We start from the raw sequence: 24,051 nt of genomic DNA, 5'->3' as shown, positions 1-24,051 counted from the left end.
TTGATAAAAATAACAATTAATGGAGAATGGCTGCTGTTAACAACTTTCGATTGCCGTAAAAGCCAATTTAATTACATTTGCGACCGGCTTTTACAAAGCCCTTACTTTTTAATTATTTTTTATCAGTTAATTCATGAATACCAAACACATCGCACTCATTTCAGCGGAATTAGGTATTGCTGCAAGGCAGGCGGAAAATACCATGAACTTGTTGGCAGAAGGCGCTACGGTACCTTTTATCAGCCGCTACCGGAAAGAGGTAACCGGCAGCCTGGATGAGGTGCAGATTGCCCGTATTGAAGACCTGAAAAAGCGCTACCAGGAAGTGGACGACCGCCGGGAGTTCATCATCAAAACCATTACGGACCAGGAGAAGATGACGCCGGAGCTGCTGGAAAAGCTGGAGAGCACCTGGGCGCTCACGGAGCTGGAAGATATATACCTGCCCTATAAACCCAAGCGCAAAACCCGCGCTACCGTGGCGATTGAAAAAGGCCTGGAGCCGCTGGCAAAAATTATTTTTGAGCAGGAGGATAATGCTTTAGACACCCTGGCGCAACAATATGTAAATGATAAAGTGGCTTCTGTGGATGAAGCGCTGAAAGGCGCCCGTGATATTATTGCGGAATGGATTAACGAAAACGCCGAAGTGCGCGACAAGCTGCGTAAGCTGTTCACCCACACTGCCGTACTTACCTCCAAAGTAATAGAAGGCAAGGAAGAGGAAGGACAGAAATACAAAGACTACTTTGACTTCCAGGAGCCGCTGCCGGAGATCCCCTCCCACCGCGTGCTGGCCATCCTGCGGGGCGAAGCGGAAGGTTTCCTGTATGCTACGGTAATGCCGGTAGAAGATGAAGCGCTGGAAATTATTAACAAGCAGTTTGTAAAGGGCAGCGCCGCCGCCCGGGAGCAGATGAACAAGGCAATAACGGATGCGTATAAACGCCTGCTGCGCCCGTCGCTGGAAAATGAGTTCCGCGCGCTGGCAAAGGAAAAGGCCGATACAGAAGCCATAGATGTTTTTGCGGAAAACCTTCGCCAGCTGCTGCTGGCCGCCCCGCTGGGCCCCAAAGGCGTAATTGCCATTGACCCGGGCTACCGCACCGGCTGCAAGGTGGTGGCGCTGGATGAGCAGGGCAATATGCAGGACCACGATGTAATATTCCCCCTGGAAAAGAACTATAAACGCGATGATGCGGAAGCCCTGCTGAAAAAATGGGTGAAGCAATACAACACGGCCGCCATTGCCGTGGGCAACGGTACGGCCGGCCGGGAAACAGAGGAATTTGTGAAGAAGATAGACTTTGGCACCAAGATCAATGTATTTATGGTGAACGAAAGCGGCGCCTCTGTATACTCCGCTTCTGAAGTAGCGCGGGAAGAATTTCCTGACCAGGATGTAACGGTGCGCGGCGCCGTATCTATCGGCCGCCGGCTTATTGACCCGCTGGCCGAGCTGGTGAAGATAGATCCCAAATCCATTGGCGTAGGACAGTACCAGCACGATGTAAACCAGTCGCACCTGAAACAAAGCCTTGACCGCGTGGTGGTAAGCTGCGTGAACATGGTGGGCGTGAACCTGAACACCGCCTCCAAACACCTGCTGGCCTATATTTCCGGCCTGGGCCCTTCCCTGGCGGAAAACATTGTGAAGTACCGCAAAGAGAACGGCGCGTTCAAAAACCGCGTGGCGCTGAAAAAAGTACCCCGCCTGGGTGAAAAAGCCTTTGAGCAGTGCGCCGGCTTTTTACGTATTGAGAACGGCGACAACCCGCTGGACAACTCGGCCGTGCACCCCGAGCGCTACGCGCTGATAGAGGCCATGGCCACCCAGCAGCAGTGCACCGTGCAGGACCTGATGGCCAAGGAAGACCTGCGCAAAAAAATAAACCTGAAAGCCTATGTGAGCGAAGAAGTGGGCCTGCTTACGCTGGAAGATATTATGAAAGAGCTGGATAAACCCAGCCGCGACCCGCGCGACGAAATAGCTATTTTTGAATATGCCGAAGGCATTCATAAGATAGAAGACGTAAAACCGGGCATGGTGGTGCCGGGCGTGGTAACCAATATTACCAACTTTGGCGCTTTTGTGGATATTGGCGTTAAACAGGACGGCCTGGTGCATATTTCCCACCTTTCCAACAAATTCGTAAGCAATCCCAATGAGGTGGTTAAGCTGAACCAGAAGGTAACGGTTACGGTGCTGGAGGTAGATGCGGCGCGCAAACGCATTTCCCTGTCTATGAAAGATAATGAGGCGCCGGCCACCGGCGGCGGCAACAGCGGCCAACGCAGGGAGCGCAGGGACGGCGGCAATAAACCGGCAGGCAAACAAGCCGCGGCAGCGCCGCTGAACGACTTCCAGGCCAAGCTGATGGAGCTGAAGAAGAAGTTTAATTAGAATGTAAAATATTAAATGTAAAATTTCAAATGTAAAAGTAAGGGCAGTGTATCAATGATACACTGCCCTTACTTTTACATTTAATGTTCTATGAAGCAATGCAATATGTAAACACTGCATTCACTTTTACATTTTACATTTAAGATTTTACATTTAATATTTTATTCAAAAACCCGCCAATCTCCTCCCCTTCCAGCACCTTGCTCACCCGTGCAATGCTAAGGGCGCGCTGCGGCATATAGCTTACTTCCGCGGTAGCGGGCTGCTGTACAATGGTGTAGCCGCCGGCATCCGCAATGGTTTTAATGCCCGCGGCGCCGTCTGCATTAGCGCCGGACAGTAATATGCCCACTAACGTTGTCTTATATACGAGCGCGGCCGACTCAAAAGTAACATCTATGCTGGGGCGGCTGTAATGCACTTTTTCAGACGCATCCAGCGAAAAGGTATATTCATTTTCCAGCAGCAGGTGATAGTCCGGCGGGGCTATGTAAATAGTGCCGGGCAGTATCTGCTCCTTATCTTCCACTTCTTTAACCGCCAGCTTTGTTTGGGTAGAGAGCAGGTCGGCCAGGATAGAATCGCCGGTTTTGGCGCGATGCACCACTACTATAAAAGCCACGTCTGCCGCATCCTGTACTGCCGCCACAATTTTCAGAATAACGTCAAGGCTGCCGGCAGAGCCGCCAATGACCACCATCCTGTATTTGTTTACATCACCTTCCTCCATATTTTCTCCCTGTTTTCCAATTGTTTATACTTGCGGGCTATGGGACTAAAACGCAGGTTTTCCTTGGAGCCCAGCACCAGGAAACCCAGCTTTTCCAGGCTTTCATCAAACAGCGTTAGCACATTATCCTGCAGGTGCTTATCAAAATAAATAAGCACATTGCGGCAAAAGATGAGCACAAACTCGTTGAAAGAGCGGTCAGATACCAGGTTATGCGTGGCTACGATCATTTTTGACTTCAGCCGGTCGTCGAACTTAGCCCAATTGTACTTGGCGGTGTAGTACCTGGAAAAATCGCGCTTGCCGCCGGAGAGTATATAGTTTTCCGAATACTGCTTCATTTCACTGAGTGGAAATACGCCCTTGCGTATGTTTTCAATTGCCGTGGGATTGAGGTCTGTTGCATACAGCAGCGACTTATGCAGCAGGTTAGCCTCTTCCAGCAGGATAGCCATGGAATATACTTCCTCACCTGTAGCGCAACCGGCGTGCCAGACACGGATAAAAGGATGCGTGGCCAGCACGGGCAATACCTGCTCCCGTATGGTTTTAAATACATTGGGATCGCGGAACATTTCCGTTACATTCACGGTCAGCTCCTCCACAATACGGGTAAGGTAAGTGGCATCGCGGCGCACGCGGAACAGCAGCTCGGCAAAGCTGGGAAAACGGTCAATGATCATCAGCCGGCTTACCCTTCTTTTCAGAGAGGCGCGGGCGTAATTGGTAAAATCATAGCCATAGCTGCGGAACAGCTCTTCCAGCAACAGGTCCAGCTCCTCATCCTTTACGCTATTTTCCGGTTTATCAAACATACGTTTGCAGCAGGTGTTGTAGTTTATCTATGTCTACCGGCTTTGATATATAATCATCGGCGCCGGCAGCCAGGCACCTGTCACGGTCGCCGGCCATGGCCTGCGCTGTTACGGCTATTACCGGCAGGTGCCGCCATTGAGGCGATGCCTTTATTTTGGGAATGGCTTCATACCCATCCATGTCCGGCATCATCATATCCATTAAAATAATGCCAATGGTATCATCGGCTGCCAGCATATCAAATGCTTCGTGCATACCGGCGGCGGTTACACAGTGGAAGCCCCTGGCCTTTAATACGGCGGTGAGGGCAAAAATATTACGGCTGTCATCGTCTATTATCAGTACGCTACGCATGCCTTTGGTGCTTTTGGAGTTATTCATATAGCCATACCCGTAACAGGGATATCAGCTGGTCCACATCTACCGGTTTGGTGATATAATCAGAGGCGCCGGCGTTAATACACTTTTCCCGGTCGCCCGTCATCGCTTTGGCGGTTACGGCTATTACGGGCAGGTTGCGGTATTTGGGTATTTCCCTTATACGGCGGGTAGCTTCGTAGCCGTCCATTTCAGGCATCATCATATCCATCAGCACCAGGTCAACCTTTGGCAATTCATTCAGCTGCTTGATGGCTTCCTTGCCATCTATGGCGGAAATCACCTTCATACCATAGGCTTCCAGCGACTTGGTGAGGGAGAAGATGTTACGCACATCATCATCCGCCACCAGCACAATTTTGCCTTTCAGCACTTCGCTTAATGCGCCCATGCGTTTATAACGGGTTACCCCCTGGTCGCGGGTGTTTTCCTCTACCAGGTGCAGGAACAGCGACACCTCATCCAGTATGCGCTGGTAAGAGTGCGCGGTTTTTACCACAATAGAGTCTGCATACTGCTTAATGCGCATTTCCTCCACGTGGGAGAGGTTGCGGCCTGTAAACACAATTATGGGCAGGTTCTCGTACCCAGGCGCTTTCTTCACTTCCTCCAGTATGTCGTACGACTGCTGGGCAGGCACGCCCATGTCAAGTATCACGCAATCCACTTCACTGCGGTTCAGGGCCTGTATGCCTTCGCCTACGTTATCCCTGATCTCTGTATACACATTAAAGCCACCCAGGTAGTAGGCCAGGGCCTGCGCATGCTTCTTGTTCTCCTCTACGATCAATACCTTTTTAGGATAGCGGCTAAGGGCCTGCTCTATACGCAGGAACACATCGCTCAGCTTTTCCAGGTCAACAGGCTTGTTAATGAAAGCCACTGCGCCGCGGGAAAGGCTGCGGTTCCTGGTTTGGTAGGCCGACATCATGTGCACGGGTATGGGCCGTGTGGATGGATCGGATTTCAGCTCCTCCATTACTTCCCAGCCGCTTTTAACAGGCAGCTGCAGATCCAGCAGTATGCCCAGGGGGCGGAACCGGCGGGCCAGTTCCACGCCTTCATCGCCCCGCACCGCTACAATGCCCTTGTAGCCCTTTTGGCGGGTATAATCCAGCAGTGAGCGAGCAAAGGCGGTATCATCCTCTATGATCAGGATCACCTTTTCCCCTCCGGCAATATTGTTACGGTCGTCCGGCACAGCAGGGGGAATATGGGCTGCCAGGAACTGCGGATCTTTGGTAAGCCCATCTTCTTTTTTTATCTCCTGTTCTACCGCTGCAATTTCTTCGGGCATTGCCGCCGGTATTTCGGGTATTGCCGTTTTGGGCGGATGAATGGAGGCGCCTTTTTGCAGCGGCAGGCTAAGCGTAAAGGTGCTGCCTTTGCCTTCCTCACTCTCCAGGCTGATTTCACCGCCCAGCAGCTTGGCCAGCTCCCGGCTAATAGACAATCCCAGGCCGGAGCCGCCGTATTTGCGGCGGGTAGAGCCGTCGGCCTGCTGAAAGGCTTCAAACACGGTTTGCTGCTTATCCTGCGGTATGCCAATGCCGGTGTCCTGCACGGCAAAGGAAATGGTTTGCTCGTCCCTGCTAACGCGGAGGGTAACGGAACCGCGGGCAGTGAACTTGAGCGCGTTGGAAATAAGGTTGCGCAGTATCTGCTGCAGGCGCAGGCGGTCTGTTTCCAGCATGCCGGGCAGGTTGGCGCCGGTTTCTATGTTAAAGGCAATGCCTTTATCTTTTGCCAGTGGGCTAAACAGGGCGCTCATTTCAGCGGTCAGCTCCTCTACTCCTACAAACTCATACTCCAGCTCCATTTTGCCGCTTTCTATCTTGGAGAGGTCCAGTATTTCATCTATCAGCGTAAGCAGGCCGTTGCCGGAGCTTTGTATTACCGTGGCATATTCCACCTGCTCATTGGAAAGGTTACCGGTGTGGTTTTCCGACAGCAGGCGTGAAAGCAGCAGGATAGAGTTGAGCGGCGTACGCAGCTCGTGCGACATATTGGCCAGGAACTCCGATTTGTATTTGGTGGTTTGCGCCAGCTCTTCCGCCTTGGCCTGTATCTCAAAGTTACGTTCCAGTATCAGCTCGTTCTTTTCTTCGAGCAGGCGGCTGCGTTCTTCCAGCTCCTGGTTGGCCTGCTGCAGTTCTTCCTGCTGTACGCGCAGCTCTTCTTCCGAGGCCTGCAGCTTTTGCGACTGCGCTTCCAGCTCGGAATTAATGTTTTCAAGCTCGCTGTGCTGGGCCTGCAGCTCTTCGGACTGGGCCTGTGTTTCGGCCAGCAGGTCCTGCAGGCGCATATGATCCTGCGCGCTGTGTATGGCCTGGCCCAGGTTAAAGGCGGCGGCTCGCAGGAACTCCCGTGCAATGGCATTGTAAACGCCCAGTGAAGCTACTTCCAGCACGCCTTTCAACTTTCGTTCATGCATGACCGGTACGGCAACAATGTTTTTAGGTTTTATGCTGCCGGCGGTATGGTTCACTATCAGCGCTGCTTCCTCCACATTTTCCAGCACCATGTCGTTACGCGAAAGGGCGGCTTGCCCGGCCAGTCCTTCGCCCAGGAACAGCGTATTTTTCAGGTTGGTTTTATCCAGCCCGTAGCTGGTGGTAAGGCCCAGGGTTTCCTCATTCTTCAGCAGGTAAAAGGCGCCTACCTGCGAGCCGGTATATGCCGCCAGAAACTCCAGGGCATTGTAGGTAAGCACATCCAGCTCCTTTTCGCCTATGAGCTTTTCATTAAGGGCGGCAATGCCGGCCTGCAGCCATTCCTTTTCGGAGAGGGTGTTAAAAGAATAATCCAGCGACTGGGCCATTTTGTTCAGGGAGCCGGCCAGGGAGCCCAGCACATCCTTTCCTTCGTCGCTTACCCGCACGCCGTAGTTGCCGCCGGATATTTTATCGGCAATGCCCTGTATAATGCTCAGGCGGTTGCCGGTATCTATATCTTTCTGCTGCAGCTCCTGCTGCAGCTGTACCCTTTTTTCATAGTCGGCGTTTACCCGCAGGAAAGATACCACTGCTACCAGCAGCGACAGTATAGAAGCTATAATAATGAGTATAGGCGTATAAGCGGCAAAGCGGTTGGTTTTGGCGGTACGCACGGCCAGCAGGGCCTGTTCGCGGTCCTTCATGGTATTGATGATGTGGCGTATTTCGTCCATCTGCACCTTGCCTTCTGTTAGCGCATTCTCCGGCATGGCATATCCCCTTCTTTTACTCTCCACCATATCCTGCAGCAGGCTAAAGCGCTTTACCACCTGGTTACGGAGCTGCAGCAGGGATTGCTGCTGTGTGGGATTGTCGCTGGTTAGCTTTTCTACTTCCTCCAGTGTGTTCATGGCGCGGTCACGGGCGCCGTTGTAAGGATCCAGGAAGTCCTGCCGCCCGGTAAGCAGGTAGCCGCGCTGGCCGGTTTCACCGTCTTTTACGGCAGAGGAAATCTGCTCCAGGTTCATGATGATAGTGTTGGTATGATCTACCATGCTCTGCCCCTGCAGCAGGCTGTGAATACTCATGTAAGAGGCGATGGAACTTACAATTACCAGGAAAAGGGATACTCCGTAGCTGACTATTAAATTCCTTTTAAATGACTCGTTCATGTATATGTATATGCGTTTATAAGCCCTGTGTTTCTGCTTCAAGCACTGCTGCCTGTTTCACCGGCAGCACCACCACAAAAGTGGCGCCTTCCCCTTCCCTGCTTTCGGCAGAGATAAGGCCATTATGTTTCTGAATAATCTTTTTTACGATGGTGAGGCCAATACCGGTGCCGCCATACTCACCCTTGCCGTGCAGGCGCTGGAACATGTGGAATATCTTGTCAAGGTACATTTCATTAAACCCAATGCCATTGTCGGCGATATAAATGCGGCACCAGGCGCCTTTCACAGCCGGGTTGCCGGTAAGGGAGCGCTGGTCTGTGAGCTCGCTCCATATTTTAATAACGGGCGGCGTATCTCTTTTCGAAAATTTGAGCGCGTTGCTGACCAGGTTCTGGAACAGCTGCCGCATCTGGTCCGGTATGGCTTCTATGGCCGGCAGCTGGCTTACCTGGATGCGCGCGTTCTTTTCCTTTACGGCTACTTCCAGGTCGGCCATGGTTTCCTGCAGCAGCTGGTTCAGGTTGCAGATGTAGAACCGGGGCTTTTCCGCCAGGCGGGAGTAGCTTAAAAGGTCGTTAATGAGGTTGCGCATGCGCTCGGATGAGGATATTACCTTGTTCATATACTGCAGCGCTTCGGGTATGCCGCCCAGGAAACGGTCCATTACCAGGCGGCTGAAGGTAATGATCTTGCGCAGCGGCTCCTGCAGGTCGTGGGATGCGATAAAGGCGTACTGCTGCAGTTCGGCGTTGCTAAGCTCCAGCTCTTTATTGGCCTGTACCAGGGCCTGGGTGCGTTCCTGCACCTTTTGTTCCAGGGTATCTTTAATATCGTTCAGCTCCCGGGTTTGGCGGTACAGGCGGGTAAAGGTTTTTACTTTCAGCAGCAGGATGTCCGGGTCAAAGGGTTTGGTAATATAATCCACGCCGCCGGAAGCATATCCTTTGGTTACAAAACGTTTATCGATATTTACGGCTGACAGGAAAATGATGGGAATATCGCGGGAGCGGCTGTAGCCGGTAATGGTTTCCGCCACCTCATAGCCGTCCATACCGGGCATCTGCACATCCAGAATAATAAGCTCATATTCGTTCTTAAGTATTCTTTTCAGCGCTTCTTCCCCGGACATGGCGGTGTCTACCTCATAAAGATTGAGGCGGAGCAAGGCTTTTAACGAGTAAAGGTTTTCCTGTTTATCGTCAACAATCAGGATCATACGAACAACTGAAAAAACATTAAATAAAACATATCAGCAAACCACGCAGGAGGGCACGGTATCGCGTAAGGCTCTGAGGGCCTCTTCCAGCCGCAGGTGCACATTGCCGGTAATGGCCTCCAGGATCTCCTGCAGCTCTTTAAGGCTGGTAGGTTTGGTAATATAGCATACGGCTCCGTTCTTCAATGCCTGCTCTATATCCTTGGGTTGTGAGGACGTTGTGTACATGATCACAGGTATTTGTTTCAGGTTATCGTTCTGTTTAAGAGCGGCCAGGCATTGGCGGCCGTCCATACGGGGCATATTCAGGTCAAGGAAAATAATATCCGGCAGGGCGGCGGCAGCTGCTGTTAACATTGCCAGGGCTTCCTGCCCGTTGGGGGCGGAAGCAAATGTTACGGCCGGATCTACCTGCTGCAATACCTCTTCAAATAATGAAATATCGTCTACATCATCATCTATCAGCAGGAATGTTGTTGGTTTGTTCATAAAATCTGTCATTCGCGCAAAATTAATCCAAACTAAAAAGTCGCAGTATTTTTTCCATGACGTTACGCGCCGCAAATGGCAGCGTTTGGAACGTTTAACCCTCCCCGTGTTGTGGCGTACGGCAGATTTTAATATAAATACGGGTGTAACTGAGTATTAAATATAAAAACAATTCCACGGATTAGTACCGTCTATTTTGCAGTACCCGCTGTTTCCACTCCCGCAGGCGCTGCGGGTAGGCGGTATCATTTTTTTCGGCATACACTTTTATGCGCCCTTTTATAGCCATACCGGCGTAAATGAGGTCGCGGCTCATATCAATGGCCAGCGCTGCTTCATCTGTACCGCAGTTATGGGGCTGGCAGCCTTCGTTATACAGGAGATTGCCTTCAATTTCAATGGGAGGCGCCACCTGGAAGCGTTGTATGAATAAAACGGTATCTCTGCCCAGGAGATTGCGGAAGCGCTGTTTCAGCGGCTCTTTCTGCAGCAGGTCCACCTCCCCGGCATAGCGGCCGGTATAGTCTTCAAAGCGGCTCCAGGAGGTGATCTCATTAGCAACAATGGTATCGCTGGCAGGCACCATGGTATCGGCGGCAGGCAATACAGCGGTATTTTGCCGGTGCTGGTCCGCTTTTTTTGGGGTAACAGGTTTACATGCACATACATGCAGGCACAATAAAGATAAAGAAGGCAGCAGCATTCTCATAGTCATGGCAATTCTCATTTGTTCTGTAATAGTTTGCAGGCTGGTGCTGATGCCTATTTACCGGTGAATGCGGGCGCCCGTTTTTCAATAAAGGCGCGCATTCCCTCCTGCTGGTCGGCGGATGCGAACAGGAGGTAAAAATTCCTGCGTTCAAAGTGCAATCCTTCTTCCAAACCGGTGTCAAATGCCTTTAGCACGGCTTCCTTTGCCATCCTGGCGGCTAATGGGCTCATGGCGGCTATTGCCTTTGCCAGGTTTACGGCTTCCTCAAGATATAGCTCTACGGGTGTTATCCGGTTAATGAGCCCCGCCTGCAGCGCTTCCGCTGCGGTTATAAAGCGGCCGGTAAGCACCATTTCCATGGCCAGGGCTTTTCCCACGGCCCTGGTAAGGCGTTGGGTGCCGCCGGCGCCGGGCATTACGCCGATTTTGATCTCCGGTTGTCCGAAACGGGCGGTTTCGCTGGCTATGATCATATCGCACAGCATGGCCAGCTCACAGCCTCCTCCCAGGGCAAAGCCGCTTACAGCTGCTATCAGGGGTTTCTTTATTTTCTTAATGGCATCCCAGGTGCTGAACTGGTCGATGTTATACATGTCGATGGCGCTTTTACCGGCCATTTCTGTAATGTCGGCGCCCGCGGCAAATGCTTTTTCGTTGCCGCTTATGACAATCGCGCGTACCTGCCCGTCGGCATCCAGTGCCTGGAGGGCTGTTTTAAGCTCGGTCATCAGCTGCAGGTTCAGTGCATTCAGTGCATTGGGGCGGTTCAGCTGTATATGTGCAACATGGGTTGCTACTTCCTGGTGTACGATTATATATTCCGGTTGCATCTATAAAATTACAGAATTACCGCAAATATGATCAGTATAAAGAAAACGCCTACAAAGGCAAAGCTAATGCTATAGCCGATAAGCAGCAGCAACGCTTTTGCAAGTGAGCGCATAAAAGACTGCCGGTAGGTATTGCGCAATGCCAGCACCAGGTACCCGAAAATGAGCAGGGAGCCCCATCCTACAAAATTCTCCCAGCCGGTGGCCGCCTCCAGTATAAACGCTATGAGCAGCAGCACGTAGGCAAAGCAATGCACATGCAGGGAAAAAATGGCATGGTCCGCATAGTACCAGCGCTTCCAGTTATAGATCAGCTTCAGCCACAGGGCAAACAGCGGCAGCAGCACAAACATCATTTTAGGGAAGTGATGCTTGAGGGCTTCGGTAAAACCATCCTCAAAGCTATCGTCGAATTTAAAGGCCTTGCGCGTTACATACCGCTTCAACCAGCCATCGCGCTCACTTTTGGGCATGCCGGCCTGCGCGGAGTCATAGGCAGCTGCGTTCCGGTACTTTTTAAGCGGGTTGTCCTCATCCTTTTGCCGGGTGGTGTCCGGCGCGGCGGCTGCCTTGCGGAGGCTGTTGTATGCCGATACGTGCGGGGCACTGCCGGTGTCATAGCGGTAGTGGTAAACCCCGGTATCTCCGGCTGTTTCCGCCGGCAGCACGTTATTTTCTTTCAGCGAGCCGCGTACGCTGTCCACGATGCCGGCTATTGTTGGTATCTCCTCTTCATCATCCTTCTCATGCTGCGCAGCGGCGGCTTCTTTGCCGGTACCGGGCTTTGCCTCCGGTTCATGGCTTTCATGGGGAGAAAGCATGGCCAGGGAAAGGAAGAATACAAAGGATATGAAAATGTATAGTTTAATGGGATTTACATATGCTACCCGGCGGCCTGCCATGTACTCCCTGGTAAGACGCCCGGGCCGGAACAGCAGGTAGTTGAGCGTTTTCAGGAACTGGGAGTCATAATGCAGCACATCGCCCACAAAATGTTTTACGAGGTGACCGAAAGACTCATGAGGAACGGCATTTTCCTGGCCGCAGTGCGTACAGTATCTCTCCGGAACTTCTGCTCCGCAGTTCAGGCAGTGCTTATCCTGCCTTAAAGGTTGCGTTTTCAAGTATATTTTAAGGTTAGACCCGGCTAAAATAGCAAAACTTATGACAAAATTCCAAGGGCGGAAAATCTTATATATCTAAAAAATTTTCAAATGATTTGAACGTTAGTATTTTTGTCACCTTTAGTTATGAGTTCACCTACGATGCAAGCAAGAAAATATGGTTTACTGGCTGGTTGTCTGCTCCTGTTTACGGCACGCAGCATGGCCCAGTATTATTACCAGGATATTTACAACACACAGCAAACGGCCCATAACATGGCCCGGCTGAAGGCTAACAATGTACATGTACAGGGGGTGCAAAGCCTGGACGCCAGCCTGGAAACCGATAATGATTTCCGGTGCCAGCGCATATTAACGCCCAATTTCCGGCAAATGCGGTCTGTTACACAGTCGCGTGCCACGGGGCTAAGCGTTATGACCTCCACCTTCTCTGCCCAGGGGCAGCTTACCAAAACAGTAGACAGTACCGGCGGCAGCATTACCACCATCCAGTACCGGTACGATACGGCCGGCCATATCACCGGCATACATTCCGTGTCGGTATCGGAAATGGGCAGCAGCAAGTTCCGTGTTACCAACACCCGCACCTACCGGTATGACGACAAGGGGCGCCTGGCTGGCATGGTGCAGCGGAAAAGCCTGGGGAACGACAGCACCCTGGTGCTGTTCAAAACCGATGCGCAGGGGCATGTAACAGAAGAGCAGGAATACGGCAAAAATGTGCGCAGCCCGCGTATTTATTATAACTACGACAGCCAGGGCCGGCTTACAGACGTGCTGCGCTACCATGCGGCTAAAAAACGCATGCTGCCGGACTATATGTTTGAGTACGATGCACAGGGCCGCCTGTCGCAAATGACCACCGTGAATGCGGAAACCTCCAACTATACCATCTGGAAATATAAATATGACGAAAAGGGCCTGCCTTTGCGGGAAGAATGCTATGGTAAGGAGAAAGCGCTGCTGGGTCTTATAAAGTATAACTACGACTACAACAAATAACCATCTTATCCAACTAACATGGCGGGTAGCAGGGCTTTTAAGGTATGATAGTCTTATGACAGAAAACCGTTTCTTATTAACGGCAAATGGGCGTATATTTAAAGATAAGCGGAAGTAAAAAGCAAAAAGTAAAAAGTAAAAAGTAAAAAGCAAAAAGCCAAAAGCTGATTGCAGATTGCTGATTGCTGATTGCAGATTGCTGGTTGCTGATTGCAGATTGCTGAATGCAGAAAGCAAAAAGCTGAATGCTGATTGTTTAAAGCTGATTGCTGATTGCTTAAAGCTGATTATGTTTTGCCCGAAGCATTCTTGATATGTTACGTTGTTTTTTGTTTTTTGCTTTTTGCTTTAGGCTTTCTGCCCCCAGCGCTTATAACCCGATTTAAAGCCCTGCTATTTGCGGTATGAAAACTCCGTTTACATTTTGTGACAGTCTGGTCATAAGAGTTCCGCGTTTACCTTTTCAGCCCCGCTTTGGAGCAGCCACCGTGCAGCAATTGCTGTGGGATGCCGCTTTTATGGAGTCGGTGTACATTGCATCGCCGGTGCTGTACGACGAACTGGTGCGCCTGCGTGAAGGCGGGTTGCATACCGAAAAAGAAAAGGCCAAAGTAACCGACGCCCTTGTTAAATACTATACCCGCTCTTACAGCCGGTGCACACCATTCGGCTCGTTTTCCACCTGCACTACATTGCCCTGGGCCGCTGCACCGGACCTGCCGGTATTTGATGACATGCCGGTACAACGGCGCACACGGCTTGACATGTACTACCTGCGCGCATTGGCCCAGCAGCTGGAGCAGCAGCCTGCTATACGCGAGCACCTGTTATATTATCCCAACAACAGCCGCTATATAACCGGGCATGAGCTGCGGTATATGGAGTATAGCTATGTGCAGAACAAAAGGCATTACCGCATTAGCGCGGTAGCCTGCCATACCGCGCTGCAAACCGTGCTGGAAGGGGCTGCCCCCGGCGCCACGCTGGCCGCGCTGAGCACCCTGTTAACGGGCAGCGAAGCTGTTACGGCAGCTGAAGCCCTGGCATATGTTACGGAGCTGGCAGATGCACAGGTGCTGGTAAGCGAGCTGGAACCGGCCATTACCGGCCCCGGACCGGCAGCGCAGCTGCTGCAGGTGCTGCAGCGCCTTTCACTACCTGCCGCCGGTAATATTGTAAATATATTTGAGCAGATAGCGGTTGCGCTGCAGGCGCTGGACGCGGAAACCGCCAACCCGGTTACTGCCTATGCGCACATTACAGCGCTGGTAAAACAGCTGGGCGCGCCCGTAGAAGCAGGCAAACTGCTGCAGGTAGACGCCTTCCGCCCCGCAACGGGCAACAGCGGATTGCCGGCCCGCCTGCAATCCGGCCTGCTGGAGGCACTGCATGTGCTGCAGCAGCTGGGCATGTACAAAAGCGGCGACACCGCTGCCCTGCAGGACTTTACCCGTGCATTTTATGCGCGCTATGCGGATGAGGCTATTCCGCTGGTGCAGGCGCTGGATGCAGAAGCGGGCATAGGTTACCCCGCAGGCGCCGCCCCTGCTTTTGCGCCGCTGGTAGCCGGCCTGGCCGCCCCCGTCCCGGACCAAACGGAAACGCCCGCCCGCACGATCACGGAAACAGATACCTGGCTGCTGGCCCAATTAACCCGCTGCCTGCATGCAGGAAAAAAAGAGCTGGTGCTGGAAGATGACAAGCTGCCTTCCAATACCGGTACGCCGGCGGCCTACCCGCCATCCATGTCGGCCATGTTTCGCCTGCTGAACGCCAACAGCGGCCATTTGCAACTGGAAGGCTTTTTTGGCCCCAGCGCAGCCGGCATGCTGGGGCGCTTTGCCCATGACGATGCAGCCATGCATCAACTGGCCCTGCATATTACCCGGGAAGAACAGCGGCTGAATGAAGGGGTAGTATTTGCCGAGATCATTCACCTGCCGGACGACCGCACCGGCAATGTGCTGCTGCACCCCGCTTTCCGGGATTACGAGATCCCCTACCTGGCACAATCATCATTGCCGGCAGCAAGACAAATACCCATACAGGACCTGTACCTGCGCGTGGCTGACCAGCAGCTGCAGCTTTTCTCCAAACAGCTGAACAAACAGATCATACCGCGCCTCAGCAATATGCATAACTATGCTGTACATACGTTACCGGTATACCGCTTTTTATGCGACCTGCAAAAGCAGGGCTTACAATCCGCGTTTTTATTTGAGTGGAAAACACAGCCCCTGCGGTTTGCATTTTTACCCAGGGTGCGGTATAAAAACATTGTGCTGAGCGTGGCCCGGTGGCAGCTGGAGCAGACCGATATTGCCCCCCTGCAGCAATGCCCGGCTAGTGAGCTGGCAGCCGCTGTACGGCAGTTCCGCACGCGGTGGCAGCTGCCGCAGCTGCTGGTACTGGCAGACGGGGACCATGAGCTGCTGGTAGACCTGGACAACCTGTACACCGTACAGGCCTGGCTGCGCACCGTAAAACAACGCGCCTCCTTTACCCTGAAAGAATTTCTAACCGGCAACGGCAAATACATACAGCAATGCGTAGCGCCCATGATAAAAACCACAACTACGTATAGCCCCGTACGTGAGCCGGTACAAGGGATTATTGCCCCAGGCATCCGCCGCTCCTTTCCCGTGGGATCGGAATGGCTGTACTATAAGCTATATTGCGGGCCGGCGCTGGCCGACCAGCTGTTAACGGAGCAGCTGCGGCCGGCAGTGCAAACCCTCATGAACGACGGCATTACTGACCAATGGTTCTTTATCCGCTACCTGGACCCCGACTTTCATTTGCGGGTACGCTTTCATCTTACCGATACCCGGCATATTGGCAAGGCTATCGGCCTGCTGGCCCGGGCGCTGGCGCCTTTACAGGCATCGCACCTGGTATGGAAAACCAGGCTGGACACCTATAAGCGGGAACTGGAAAGATACGGCGGCTCCGCTACCATGGCGCTTTCCGAAACCCTGTTCTTTTATGACAGCCAGGCCACGCTGGAGCTGCTGGCTATGCTGAGCGGCGATGAACAGGAGCAGATAAAATGGCTGTGGGCCTTAAAAGCCATGGATAGCCTGCTGGATGATATGCAGCTGGATGCTGCGGAGAAAAAAGTTTTTATACAACAGCAGAAAGCTGCTTTTGCAAGGGAAATGCAGCAGGATAAACCCATGCGGCAGGAGCTGAACCGGCGGTATGAGCAGCATGCCGGCTATATTCATGAAATTATGGGCGACATTACAGCCGCCAACCGGTTTTACCCCGTGCTGCAGCTGCTGGAGCAGCGCAGCACGCTGATAAAGCCTTTAGCAGAAGAGCTGCTGGCTATACGCAGGCAGGGGCGGCTTACCACAGAATGGCACTCCCTGCTGGGCAGCTATGTGCACATGATGATTAACCGCATTATGAGCAGCGAGCCGCGGCTTTATGAAATGGCGTTGTATGATTTCCTGGCGGGATATGAAAGAAGCAAACAGTGGATTGCCGGAGCTGTTAGCCGCGGCCTTAATTATTAATTGTTCATTATTCACTATTAATTGTATTTGGCCAATATACAACAAGGGGTAGCCGAAACACCTTTAACAGAGTAGGCATTTTTGTTCACCTAAAAAATCTAAACCAATGAGTGTAAAATCTCAGCAAACCAAGTTCTCCCTGGAAGCATTAGCCAACTGGGATAAACAGAGCCATGAAAAACTGGCTATGCACAAAAGAACCATTGCACATGTAACTGAAAACACTGTGTTAACAGGCCGTAAAGACCGGCAGGCGCTGCACACAACGCCTACCACCACTGTTATCAGTACTTCGCACTAATTTTTGTAACGAGCAGTAAAATAAAAGGCCGTTCCCTGGTAAGACAGTGGAACGGCCTTTTTTTATGCTGTGACGGCTAATATTCCGCAAATACATCGTCCTTATAGCACCATAGCCATCTTTCGCCGGGTTCTGCGGATGATATAACGGGGTGGCCGGTGTCATGCTGGTGCTGGTTCATGTGCTGCGCGGGAGAGTCGTTACAGCAAAGGGTAACGCCGCAGGTTTGGCAGGTGCGCAGGTGCACCCACCTGCCGCCGTGCTTTACGCATTCGGCGCATTCATATTTTTCCGCGGCTTTAATTTCTTCTATGCTTTCAAGGTGCTTGCAAAGTCCTGTTTGTGACATAGCTATTGAATTAAATGATGTAAGTGGTTAAAAGCTCTCTACTTTACTTCTGCCAGGTATTTATGTACAAAGCTAATGGCCATAGATCCCTCTCCTACGGCGGCGGCTACACGGTTCATGGCGCTGGCGCGTACGTCGCCGGCGGCAAAAACGCCCGGGCAGCTGGTTTCCAGGAGGTAAGGATCGCGCTGCTGTTTCCATATCCTGCCAAACTCACTGTACTTCTTCAGCTCACGGCCGGTTTCTATAAAGCCTTTTTCATCTTTGATAATGTTCAGCGCTATCCAATCCGTGAAAGGTTTGGCGCCTATAAAAATATAAAGGGCTTCGGCGTTTTCCGTAACGGTTTCGTTTGTATCTATATTCTTTATCACCAGCTGCTCCAGCCTGTCGGTGCCCTTTGCTTCCACTATCTCCGAACGCGGGCGTACATGAATGTTGTCGGCGCCTTTGATCTGCTCTATCAGGTAGGCCGACATGGTGCTGGTCAGATCATCCTTGCGGATAAGGATATACACGTTCTTCGCAAACTTCGACAGGTACATGGCGGCCTGGCCGGCGGAGTTGCCGCCGCCTACAATATATACTTCCTTGTCTTTGCAGGCCGTGGCTTCTGTCATGGCAGCGCCGTAATAAATGCCGGCGCCGGTGAACTGGTCTACTCCTTTGGTATCCAGCTTGCGGTAATCTACGCCCGTGGTAATGATCACACTGCGGGTATTGATCACCGTATCGTTTTCCAGGATGATCTTGTTATAACCATCCTTTTGCTGAATGTCTTTTACAGACTGCGGGGTAATAAACTCCGTGCCCAAACGGGTGGCTTGTGCAATAGCGCGGCGGGTAAGCTCCGCCCCGCTTAACCCCGTGGGGAAACCAAGGTAGTTTTCAATGCGGGAGCTGGTACCGGCCTGCCCTCCGGGCGCACGTCTTTCTATCAGCAATGTTTTTAATCCTTCCGATGCGCCATACACCCCAGCAGCCAGGCCTGCAGGGCCTGCACCAATGATCACCACATCATACACATCATGTTTTACCTGCGGGTTAAGGCCCACCTTACCTGCAATTTCCATAATGGCGGGTTTTACCAGGCAGGTACCATCTTCAAAGAACACCACAGGCAGATCTTTGGTGGTAAGGTTGTTCAGCTGCAGCAGGCGGCCTGCCTCTTCAACGCTTTGTACATCCAGCCACTGGTACGGTATGAGGTTGCCGGCCAGGAAATCCTTTACAGCATGTGATTGCTGGGAAAACTGGTAGCCTACTACCTTGATGCCTTTAAAATCCGGGTGGTACATATGCTGCCAGTCGTCCAGCAGCTCATCTATCACCGGGTATAATTTCTCCTCCGGCGGCCCCCAGGGCTTTACGAGGTAATAATCCAGCTGTACGGAATTAATGGCTTTAATAGCGGCATCGGTATCTGAATAAGCTGTTAAGAGCACCCGGCGGGCTTCGGGATAAAACTGCATGGCCTTTTCCAGGAAGTCTACCCCTTCCATTACCGGCATGCGTTGGTCGGAGATGAACATGGCAATGGTTTCACCACGGTTCTTCAGCTCAAGTAAACTGTCCAGCGCTTCATTCACTTCAGTGGTGCTTATGATCTTGTACTCTTTACGATACTGGGTTTTAAGATCCCGCACAATTGCGCGCAGCACCTGCGCATCATCATCAATACAGAAAATTAACGGTTGTTCCATGTGTGTTCAAACGTGAGAGTTGACATTATCTCCGTGGGTTTAAATATACAATTTAAAGGGATGATTACCCTTGTATGGGCAACGACACCTTAAACTCTGTGCGCCCCGGCTGCGAAGTAACATTTACATTGCCTTTGTGCTGGCGCACGATCTGCATCACAATGTCCAGTCCCATGCCGGTGCCTTTGCCGATGCCTTTGGTGGTAAAAAAGGGATCAAAGATGCGGCTCCTGATCGTTTCCGGTATGCCGGGGCCATTGTCTATAACAGACACATGCACGCAATGGCGGTCCTGCGAAGTTTGTATTTCCAGCACGCCTTTTTTTGCCGGCTCCATGGCATCCAGGGCATTATCAATGAGGTTGGTCCATACCTGGTTCATTTCCCCGATAAGGGCTTTTATTTTAGGCAGGGTTTCATCAAAATGCTCTATCAGCTCTACGTTGCCTTTGCGCAGGCGGTGCTGTAAGATTACCAAGGTATTGCGGATGCCGTTGTGAATATCGGTAAGCTGCTTATCATGTCCCTGGTCCATGTGCGTAAACACTTTTATGGAGCCTACCAGGGTGGCAATGCGTTTGGAGGCTTCTTCAATATCCTGCACCATTCTTTCCTTTACCAGGCTGCCGTTGATCCAGTTGAACACGGGCGAGATGTCTTTTTCCCGTACATGCGCTTTAAACGCTTCCAGGTGGGAAATGGTAAAGCCAAACTCCACCATGTTCTCCGCCACCTCCGCGCTGTTGGCAACGTGATGATCATCCAGCCAGTCGAGCAGCTCATCTTCCCGGTCGGAACGTTCCATGAGGGAGAGCACCGGCTTTGCTGTTTCGTGCAGGATGGAGAACAACAGCGCGCTGATCGCATCTACCTGCTCCGGCGTAGCCTGTATGGCCATTACCTCCCGGAAAGTGTCGGGCTCCAGCTGCAGGTGTTTTTTTAAGGACTCGGCGCTGCGTACAATGGCGGCAGCAGGGTTATTAAGCTCATGCGCAAGGCCGGCGGAGAGCTTGCCCAGGGCCATCATTTTCTCGTTCTGCTGCTGGAAGGAGGTAAATTCCCGCACGCGGTCCGTCATCATGTGCACCAGCGACTGTGTAAGCTCAAAGTGATTGCGTATCAGCTCGGGCGATTTTTCAATGGGCAGGCTCATGACCTGGGTGTCTTCCAGGGCTTCGCCAAAGGCGGCAGCCACCTTACCTCTTGAAAAAGGCAGGTACCCGGCAATGGACCTGGGCGGCCATACTGCCAGCTCCCGCACTTCATTGTTCTGCAGGCGGTACACCCGTATGCGGCCCGTTATAATGAAGTGTGTGCCCCATATAGGCGTTTCTGCCTTAAACAGGAAATCGCCTGCGGGTATTACATGGTGCTTGCTGTTGTCTATCATCCATTGCAGCTGCGCTGCGGGAACTTCCTTAATAGCGTCTATGGTCTGAAGCCATTCTACGGTAACCTGGTTCATCGGGTAAATTGTTGATTTAAAGGGTGGGAAAACATGCTGTATATACATGTTCGTGCCTGCAATCTTAAAGTTACTTAAATTTGCACTGTTTAGCACCGGATAAGATAAATACAAAAGATAAGGAATTAAGGACCATGAGCAAGGATGCAGTCAGACTGGATATTTCCACTACAGTCCGGCACTATTTAGCCGGACAGCCCCCGCAAAATTTCGGTATTGAAAAATACTCGGACCTGCAGGCAGGTGATTTTGCAATACTGAGCAACGAAGGCCGCCTTCACAACGGCCCGCCGGTAAAAACGGACCACTATGCGCTGGTGCTGTGCCTGCGGGGGCATGGCGTAAAAACCATCGGGCATCATACGTTTGAGGTGATGCCGCAATCCATACACATTGTTTCTCCCCGCGACCTGCATGCTTTTGAAAGCGCTTCCGACGACCTGCTGTTATACATGATCCTTTTCAGGCAGGAATTTTTAGCCTATTCTTTTATTAAGGAGCAGATACTGGCGCATTTGCTGGAATTATCGCCCGATTACCCGCCTATTTACCACCTGGACGAGCAGGAGTTTAATGCTATCCGCGACCTCTTTATTAAGATTGAACGGGAGTACCGGGAGGCGCCTGCTTATTTTTTGCAGATGGTGCGGCTGCTGCTGGTAGAGCTGCTGTACGAGATCAACCGCGCGCATGAAAGATCGCTGCAGCGGCCTGTAAAGCCTGCCGGCCGTTCCCTGCAGTTGGTAGCGGCTTTCAAACAGCTGGTGGAAACCCACTTTTTGACGGTGCGCACCGTACAGCAGTATGCCGATCTGCTGCATGTATCGGCCAAACATTTGAGCGAGCAGGTGAAACATGCCACGGGCGAAAATGCGCTGACCATTATTCACCAGCGGGTGTACCGGGAAGCGCTGTATTTGCTGCATACCACCGCTTACAGTATTAAGGAGATCGCAGAGCAGCTGAACTTTGATACCAGCTCGCACTTCAGCCGTTTTTTCAAACATTTTGCAGGCGTAAATCCGACGGCGCATTTGAAGATGTGCAGATGTGCGGATATGCAGGTGTGCAGATGTTGAGCGGATGGATGGGGAGAGGGGTAGATGTGCGGATGTGCAGATATGCAGATGTGCAGATGTTAGGGGGATGATGGAGGGATGAGTAGATGTATGGATGGGCATAGGGAGGTGCTGTACCAATGTAGGCTAAGGTGCAGCGGGAAGCTGTGAAGCATAGCGCACGGGTTGCGCGGGAATGGGGAACGCTTTTACCCCCATGTAAGAACGCTTTTATCCCGGGATGCATCCGGGCGGCAAGCGTTCACCGGTGCTGTTGCAGCAGGGATGTGCACAGACCAAAATCATCATTTTTGACCATTCCGGTCAAAAACAACCAAAAGTGATCAAAAGTAATCAAAACGCTCACTTTGTTTGGGTAGCTTTTATACCGCAGATACATTTGCCGTATCAATCACCAAAACTCTTTTTATGGGAAAACAGGCAGGCCCTCATTTTATTACGGGCACCATCAACAACCGCTGTTACTACCAAATGAACGGCAAATATTTAGTACGTGCAAAAAGCTCATTAAGCCGCCGCCGGGTAAAACGCTCCCCTGCTTTCCGGCGTACAATGCAATACGCGGAGTGGCTGGCGCAGGCATCGCATATGGCATCCCGCATTTACCGGGTGTTTGAAAAACAGCAGCGTAAAGTGCAGGTATACCGGGCCATGACCGGCATGGCCATAAACCTGCTCAAAACAGGTATGGAAGCAGCTGCAGTGCAGGCAAAACTGGTACAGCAATACAGGAGCTATATGCAGGAATGGGCGCTTGCGGAATACGAAATGCAGATCGTTACTAACGAAACATCCGGGGCAGCAGCCAAAGCGGCCACTACCGTATCAATAAGGCCTGCTGATGACACGGTATTTGCCGGTATGCAAAAGCATGTTGCCGGTAAACAAACAATTACTGCTGATCCGGGTAATATTGCAATACGGGCGGAACTTATCAGTAATGCCCCCGCCGGCGCACCTGGTACCTCACCGGCACTGCGGGTAATAAGTATTAACCGGTATGTAAAATCCGTGCGCTACCCTACAATGCCCGGGCTTTTAAAAGTATGCAATTGAAGCCAAGCCGGAAAATTGGTTCTATTATCCTCCTTATTGGCATTGTGCGGTGTACAGGGCTGCGCTAATTTTGTGCTATCGAACAATCAACGATATACGTTTCGTAAGTATTAAAATCAACAGAAGATGAAAAAGACAATCAAGACAGGCATTATGGGACTGCTCCTGTTAACAGGGTTAACCCTTTCTTCCAAAGCACAGGATGCCGGCAAAAAAGCTCCCGCTGAAAGACCGGCCATTCTTTTAAGCGTAGGCCCTGAAGCCAATTTACCCCTGGGCGATTTCAAAGACGGTTATGACTGGTCTATCGGTGGTGCTGTACAGGGCGATTTTGCTATCCTTAAAAGGGACCTGTATGTAACCGTAAATGCCGGTTATGCCAACTACTTTGCCAAAGACATTGCCGGCTTTTCACCGAAAGACCTGCAGCTGATACCCGTAAAAGCCGGTTTGAAGTATTACCCGGTAAGCAACTTTTACGTGCAGGCGCAGGCAGGCGCTGTTTTTGTAGCGAACAAAAGCGATGTGCTGGCAGATAAATCCGCGGCCTTTGCATATTCACCGCAGGTGGGCTACCTGTTTCATTTAGGCAATGGCAGCTACCTGGATGCCGGTATCAAGTTTGAAGGCTACAGCAAGTTTGCCGACGGCGGTTCTTCCAATAATGTGCTGGGACTGCGGGTGGCATATGCCTTCGGTTTATAGGATCTTCGATAGGTTTATAAATTTTCATAGGGTTTAGGTAAAGAGATACCTCCGGCGCTTGCCTCCGGGGGTATTTTTTTGGGGGAAGGCTGTGGTATAAGGCTAATTATTTACAAGGACTGGCTGCGGGGTACATTAAAGAGCTTAAGGTTTGTTGTGGAGTTACAGGAGAAGCCGAAGCATCAAAGGGCTTCCTTGTAAAGATTGCGTGAGTAGCTGCAATTTTTTATGCCTTGCCGGCAGAAAAAGTTGGCAAATTCTAAAGAATAACTATCTTTGCAATCCCAACGAAAAAATAGCTCTTAAAAAACTATGCGGAAGTAGCTCATTTGGTAGAGCACGACCTTGCCAAGGTCGGGGTGGCCGGTTCGAGCCCGGTCTTCCGCTCATAGAGATCCAAACCTTGTGTTTGGATTTTTTTTTACATTCAGTCTTTGATACCCTGGTGGCGGAACAGGTAGACGCGCAGGACTTAAAATCCTGTGGGCAGAAATGCCCGTACGGGTTCGATTCCCGTCTGGGGTACATCCTCTTAAATCTTTTTCCTAAAGGTGCCATTCC

General features: G+C 51.6%; 19 protein-coding genes and 2 tRNA genes. 9 read left to right on the top strand and 12 right to left on the bottom strand.

Features of this window, described 5'->3' with window-relative positions; translation table 11 throughout:
• The first annotated feature begins 133 nt into the window (after positions 1-133).
• A complete protein-coding gene (locus VFS25_RS19805) occupies positions 134-2,404 on the top strand; it encodes a Tex family protein (protein WP_326463912.1) in 2,271 nt (756 codons plus the stop codon).
• A 139-nt stretch (positions 2,405-2,543) separates the two neighbouring features.
• On the opposite strand, the gene VFS25_RS19800 is transcribed toward VFS25_RS19805, so the two are convergent.
• The 9 genes from VFS25_RS19800 to VFS25_RS19760 all read right to left on the bottom strand — a co-directional run bounded on the left by VFS25_RS19800 (position 2,544) and on the right by VFS25_RS19760 (position 12,309).
• Entirely contained in the window at positions 2,544-3,134 is a 591-nt protein-coding gene (locus VFS25_RS19800; protein ID WP_326463911.1) for a chemotaxis protein CheB, read from the bottom strand.
• A complete protein-coding gene (locus VFS25_RS19795; protein WP_326463910.1) occupies positions 3,116-3,949 on the bottom strand; it encodes a protein-glutamate O-methyltransferase CheR in 834 nt (277 codons plus the stop codon). The genes VFS25_RS19800 and VFS25_RS19795 overlap by 19 nt, the downstream gene beginning before the upstream one ends.
• The gene (locus VFS25_RS19790) at positions 3,942-4,331 is read right to left on the bottom strand and encodes a response regulator (RefSeq protein ID WP_326463909.1); all 390 of its coding nucleotides are present in this window, start codon (positions 4,329-4,331) and stop codon (positions 3,942-3,944) included. Before VFS25_RS19790 ends, VFS25_RS19795 begins: the two co-directional genes overlap by 8 nt.
• A complete protein-coding gene (locus tag VFS25_RS19785) occupies positions 4,324-7,935 on the bottom strand; it encodes a response regulator (protein ID WP_326463908.1) in 3,612 nt (1,203 codons plus the stop codon). Before VFS25_RS19785 ends, VFS25_RS19790 begins: the two co-directional genes overlap by 8 nt.
• 16 nt (positions 7,936-7,951) lie before the next feature.
• On the bottom strand, positions 7,952-9,154 hold the full coding sequence (locus tag VFS25_RS19780) for a sensor histidine kinase (protein WP_326463907.1): 1,203 nt from the start codon (positions 9,152-9,154) through the stop codon (positions 7,952-7,954).
• Positions 9,155-9,187: 33 nt separating this feature from the next.
• Complete coding sequence (locus VFS25_RS19775) at positions 9,188-9,655, bottom strand: response regulator (RefSeq protein WP_326463906.1); 468 nt, start codon at positions 9,653-9,655, stop codon at positions 9,188-9,190.
• Between the two features lie 169 nt (positions 9,656-9,824).
• Positions 9,825-10,358 carry a hypothetical protein gene (locus VFS25_RS19770; protein ID WP_326463905.1) on the bottom strand — a complete coding sequence of 178 codons (534 nt, stop codon included), beginning with the start codon at positions 10,356-10,358 and terminating at the stop codon, positions 9,825-9,827.
• 47 nt (positions 10,359-10,405) lie between these two features.
• Positions 10,406-11,185, bottom strand: a complete 780-nt coding sequence (locus tag VFS25_RS19765; RefSeq protein WP_326463904.1) for an enoyl-CoA hydratase-related protein — start codon at positions 11,183-11,185, stop codon at positions 10,406-10,408.
• A gap of 8 nt (positions 11,186-11,193) precedes the next feature.
• Positions 11,194-12,309 carry a DUF3667 domain-containing protein gene (locus VFS25_RS19760; RefSeq protein ID WP_326463903.1) on the bottom strand — a complete coding sequence of 372 codons (1,116 nt, stop codon included), beginning with the start codon at positions 12,307-12,309 and terminating at the stop codon, positions 11,194-11,196.
• 201 nt (positions 12,310-12,510) lie between these two features.
• Between VFS25_RS19760 and VFS25_RS19755 the strand changes: the two genes are divergently transcribed.
• The 3 genes from VFS25_RS19755 (at position 12,511) to VFS25_RS19745 (ending at position 17,133) form a co-directional block, all read left to right on the top strand.
• A complete protein-coding gene (locus tag VFS25_RS19755) occupies positions 12,511-13,311 on the top strand; it encodes a hypothetical protein (protein WP_326463902.1) in 801 nt (266 codons plus the stop codon).
• A 404-nt stretch (positions 13,312-13,715) separates the two neighbouring features.
• On the top strand, positions 13,716-16,832 hold the full coding sequence (locus VFS25_RS19750) for a lantibiotic dehydratase (RefSeq protein ID WP_326463901.1): 3,117 nt from the start codon (positions 13,716-13,718) through the stop codon (positions 16,830-16,832).
• A 106-nt stretch (positions 16,833-16,938) separates the two neighbouring features.
• Positions 16,939-17,133: a hypothetical protein gene (locus VFS25_RS19745; RefSeq protein WP_326463900.1), complete on the top strand. Its 195-nt coding sequence runs from the start codon at positions 16,939-16,941 to the stop codon at positions 17,131-17,133.
• 76 nt (positions 17,134-17,209) lie between these two features.
• Here VFS25_RS19745 and VFS25_RS19740 read toward each other — a convergent pair whose 3' ends face one another.
• The 3 genes from VFS25_RS19740 to VFS25_RS19730 form a co-directional block, all read right to left on the bottom strand.
• Positions 17,210-17,482 carry a UBP-type zinc finger domain-containing protein gene (locus VFS25_RS19740; protein WP_326463899.1) on the bottom strand — a complete coding sequence of 91 codons (273 nt, stop codon included), beginning with the start codon at positions 17,480-17,482 and terminating at the stop codon, positions 17,210-17,212.
• A gap of 38 nt (positions 17,483-17,520) precedes the next feature.
• Positions 17,521-19,185 carry an FAD-dependent oxidoreductase gene (locus VFS25_RS19735; protein ID WP_326463898.1) on the bottom strand — a complete coding sequence of 555 codons (1,665 nt, stop codon included), beginning with the start codon at positions 19,183-19,185 and terminating at the stop codon, positions 17,521-17,523.
• Between the two features lie 64 nt (positions 19,186-19,249).
• Positions 19,250-20,650, bottom strand: coding sequence for an ATP-binding protein (locus VFS25_RS19730; RefSeq protein ID WP_326463897.1), 1,401 nt, complete (start codon positions 20,648-20,650; stop codon positions 19,250-19,252).
• 134 nt (positions 20,651-20,784) lie between these two features.
• Between VFS25_RS19730 and VFS25_RS19725 the strand changes: the two genes are divergently transcribed.
• The 5 genes from VFS25_RS19725 to VFS25_RS19705 all read left to right on the top strand — a co-directional run bounded on the left by VFS25_RS19725 (position 20,785) and on the right by VFS25_RS19705 (position 24,015).
• Positions 20,785-21,729, top strand: coding sequence for an AraC family transcriptional regulator (locus VFS25_RS19725; RefSeq protein ID WP_326463896.1), 945 nt, complete (start codon positions 20,785-20,787; stop codon positions 21,727-21,729).
• Between the two features lie 408 nt (positions 21,730-22,137).
• Positions 22,138-22,785 carry a hypothetical protein gene (locus tag VFS25_RS19720; protein ID WP_326463895.1) on the top strand — a complete coding sequence of 216 codons (648 nt, stop codon included), beginning with the start codon at positions 22,138-22,140 and terminating at the stop codon, positions 22,783-22,785.
• Positions 22,786-22,911: 126 nt separating this feature from the next.
• Positions 22,912-23,490: a hypothetical protein gene (locus VFS25_RS19715; protein ID WP_326463894.1), complete on the top strand. Its 579-nt coding sequence runs from the start codon at positions 22,912-22,914 to the stop codon at positions 23,488-23,490.
• Between the two features lie 314 nt (positions 23,491-23,804).
• Positions 23,805-23,877 (top strand) — tRNA-Gly (locus VFS25_RS19710).
• A 52-nt stretch (positions 23,878-23,929) separates the two neighbouring features.
• Positions 23,930-24,015 (top strand) — tRNA-Leu (locus VFS25_RS19705).
• Positions 24,016-24,051 lie beyond the last annotated feature (36 nt).

Origin of the sequence: Chitinophaga sp. (assembly GCF_035761305.1) — a bacterium.
GTDB lineage: Bacteria > Bacteroidota > Bacteroidia > Chitinophagales > Chitinophagaceae > Chitinophaga.
The sequence above is the reverse complement of the archived record's forward strand: the minus strand, read 5'-3'. Positions and strand labels throughout refer to the sequence as shown.